General features: G+C 29.7%; 2 protein-coding genes. Both read left to right on the forward strand.

Going from position 1 to position 3,916, the window contains the following annotated elements:
• Positions 1 to 531: 531 nt before the first annotated feature.
• A complete protein-coding gene (locus A9758_RS01825; RefSeq protein WP_011405768.1) occupies positions 532 to 1,266 on the forward strand; it encodes a metallophosphoesterase in 735 nt (244 codons plus the stop codon).
• Positions 1,267 to 1,282: 16 nt separating this feature from the next.
• A complete protein-coding gene (locus A9758_RS01830) occupies positions 1,283 to 3,868 on the forward strand; it encodes an ATP-dependent helicase (RefSeq protein WP_011405767.1) in 2,586 nt (861 codons plus the stop codon).
• Positions 3,869 to 3,916 lie beyond the last annotated feature (48 nt).

Genomic DNA, 3,916 nt, shown 5'->3' on the forward strand with positions numbered 1-3,916 from the left:
TCTTTTGTTGATATAATTTATTTGTTTCATTTTCATTCAAGATATTTTCTTTAATAAACTTTTTAAGGTCCCTATTTATCTTTTGTTGTAATTAAAACCATGAAATTGGTGATCCATTATTAATTTATCTATTGGTTTTCCATATTCTTTTTTAAGGTCTGTTGTAACTGATTTTGATTTACATTTAGATTTATCTATCTCTAAAAATGTCTTAAATTCAATTTCTACAAAAATCTTCTATAAAATCGTGAAGTTTAATTTGTTTGTCATTCAAAATAATATTCAGAGCTTTTATTTTTAAGTTTTTCATATAAATATATACTCTCCTCATTATATAAAGACTTTCTAAGACTTTTTTATGCTTATTTTTCATAATAGAATAATTTCAAGTGTAACTTTTTAATTTAAAACTATTTAAAGAGTATTTCTAGTTTTTGTGAAAATTTTAAAAATTCAAAAATCAACTAAGTTACTGAGAGTGACTCAGAGACTATTAAAGACATAATACATATTAAATAAATATATATTACTATGAATTCCTTTAAAATATATGAAGCTGAAGTTATTGATAGAGCACTGAAAATCAATGACACACTCATAATATCAGATATACATCTAGGATATGAATCTACATTAAATAAACAGGGACTTATGCTTCCCCAAATCCAATTTGATAAAATAATAGATTCGTTAGAAAATATACAAAAAAAGGCCAAAGCTAGTAGTATCATACTAAATGGTGATATTAAACATAACTTTGGAAGGATAGATAAACAAGAGTGGAGAGAAGTGTTAAGCTTCATAGACTACCTTCAAGATATATTTATTGACATAGATATTATAAAGGGAAACCATGATAACTTCACACAATACATCTTAAATAAGAGAAATCTACACCTGAAAAATCATATGATTATTGATAACTACTATATAACACATGGACATGAATTACCACAGGAAATACCAGAAAATATTAAAACAATAATAATAGGACATGAACATCCATGTATCAGTATTTGTAGTGGTAGACGTGTTGAAAAAATAAAAACATACCTAAAGGGAACTTGGCAGAATTATAACCTAATTGTTATTCCATCATTTACACAGATAAGTTATGGTTCTGATATATTACATGAAAAAACAATCTCCCCCTTTATAGAGGATATTAATAATTTTGAAGTTATTGCTGTTGAAGAGGGAGATATTTATCCATTTGGATATGTTAAGGATATAATATCCATAAATCATGAATTAAACAATTATTAAGAGAGATGATTCTATTTTGACAAAAACATATACTGATGATGAAATTCATAAATTACTACACCCCTTTGTTAGTAAGTGGTTTAAAAGTTCATTTGAAACATTTACTGATGCACAAAGACAGGCAATACCTTCTATTACAAGTGGACAAAACATACTGGTTCTCTCACCAACAGGTTCTGGTAAAACTCTAACAGCATTTCTTGCAATACTTTCTGGTCTTACAAGTCTTAGTCAAAGGGGAATGCTTGAAGAAAAGGTTTACTGTATTTACATCTCTCCACTAAAAGCTCTTGATAATGATATTTCAAAAAATTTAGAAGCTCCACTTGAAGGTATTAATAAAGAAGCAGGATATGATCTTGGTATTAGACAAGCTGTACGTACAGGAGACACAACCCAATATCAACGTTCTAAAATGCTAAAACATCCCCCACATATTCTCATTACAACTCCTGAAACCTTATCAATACTTCTTGTTGCACCAAAATTTAGGGAAAAACTAAGAGATGTGAGTTATGTTATTGTTGATGAAATACATTCTCTTGCCGAAAATAAAAGGGGCACACATCTTAGTCTTACTTTAGAAAGACTAGAAGAACTTACTGGCGGTTTTACTCGTATTGGTTTAAGTGCAACTGTAAATCCACCTAGAAGTATTGCAAACTTTCTTGTTGGATATTTCTATGGACAACCAAGACCTTGTGAAATAGTAAATGTAAATTACTTGAAAAAATTAGATATGAAAGTACTTTGTCCTGTGGAAAATATTATTGAAACAGATGTTGAAACATTGAATGATAAATTATATAGTATGCTTCATAATCTAATTCAAAAACATGAAACAACACTCATATTCACAAACACTAGAAGTGGTGCTGAGAGTGTTTCATATAAATTAACAAGCAAATATCCAAAGTATTATAGTTCAAAAAATGTTATGGCACATCATTCATCTCTTTCAAAGGAAGTTCGACTTGAAACTGAGGAAAATCTTAAAAAAGGGAATTTGAAAGTTGTTGTAAGTAGTACCTCCCTAGAATTAGGTATTGATATTGGATATATCGATCTTGTAATTCTTATTAGTTCTCCTAAATCTGTTTCACGTGCTCTTCAGAGAATTGGTAGAAGTGGACATAGACTTCATGAAAAATCTAAGGGAAGACTTGTTGTTGTAAATAGGGATGATCTTGTTGAATGTAGTTTGATACTTAAGAATGCTCTTGAGGGAAATGTTGATAAAATAAATATTCCAATGAATTGTCTTGATGTATTATCCCAACATATTTATGGTATTAGTATTGAACATAAACAGAATATAAAACAGGTTTATAATCTAATAAAACAGGCAATGCCATATCATGATCTTTCATGGGAGTCCTATGAACAGGTTTTAAGATATCTTGCAGGTGAATACACTAAACTTGAACAAAGATATGTTTATGCTAAAATATGGGTTGACTGGGATAGTAATACCTTTGGAAAACGTGGCAAGCTTGCAAGAGTTCTTTATTCAACAAATATTGGTACTATTGCCTCACGTAGTCATGCAAGAGTTAAATGTAATGGAAAGGTTATTGGAAGTATTGATGGAGATTTTATGGAACGTCTGCATAAAGGTGATACATTTACTCTTGGTGGACGTGTTTATAAATTCATGTATGCACGTGGTATGACAGTTAGTGTTATTCCAAGTAGTTCTACTCCAAGTATTCCCTCATGGGTTTCAGAACAACTTCCATTATCATATGATTTGGCTGTGTCTATTCAAAACTTCAGGGCCATTATGGATTGGAAGTTATCCAGTGATATTTCTGAAAGTGAGATTATAGAGTATATTAAGAATTACTTGTATGTTGATGAGAATTCTGCAAAATCTATCTATTATTACTTCTTAGAACAGTACTTGTATAGTGAAATTCCATCTAAGAATAAGTTATTAGTAGAGTATTATACTGGATTTGGTGGTAGAAAATTTGTTGTTTTCCACTGTCTCTATGGTAGACGTGTTAATGATGCTCTTAGTCGTGCAGTAGCATACATCATATCTAGACGATATCATCATGATATTATGATTAGTATTGATGATAATGGATTTTATTTAAGTAGTGATTCAAAGATTGGTGGTGTTGAAGCCTTTGAGGAACTAAATAGTGATAATTTAAGAGAAATACTTATTGAAGCTATTGATAAGACAGAAACACTTGCCAGCAGATTTAGAGATTGTGCAAATAGATCTTTAATGATTTTACGTCGTTATAAGGGACATGAAAAGAGTGTTGGTCGTCAACAAGTAACGAGTAAGATTTTACTTAATTTTGTAAGGGAAATTGATGATGACTTTGCAATTCTCAATGAGGCTAGACGTGAGGTTATTGAGGATTATATGGATGTTAATAGTGCTGAGGAAGTTTTAAGTCGTATTGAAAATAAGGAAATAATTATTAAAACTGTTAGCACGACTATCCCAACACCATTTGCTTTTAATTTAGTATCACGTGGATATTTGGATGTTTTAAAGTATGAGGATAGAGGTGAATTTATAAGACGTATGCATGAGGCTATTATCAATAAGATAAACAAGAACAATACAAGAAAAATATGATTAATATTTTTTTTGGAAATTGTCAATATATCATTATAAATCATTATA

The organism is Methanosphaera sp. A6, from assembly GCF_001729395.1.
Classification (GTDB): domain Archaea; phylum Methanobacteriota; class Methanobacteria; order Methanobacteriales; family Methanobacteriaceae; genus Methanosphaera; species Methanosphaera stadtmanae.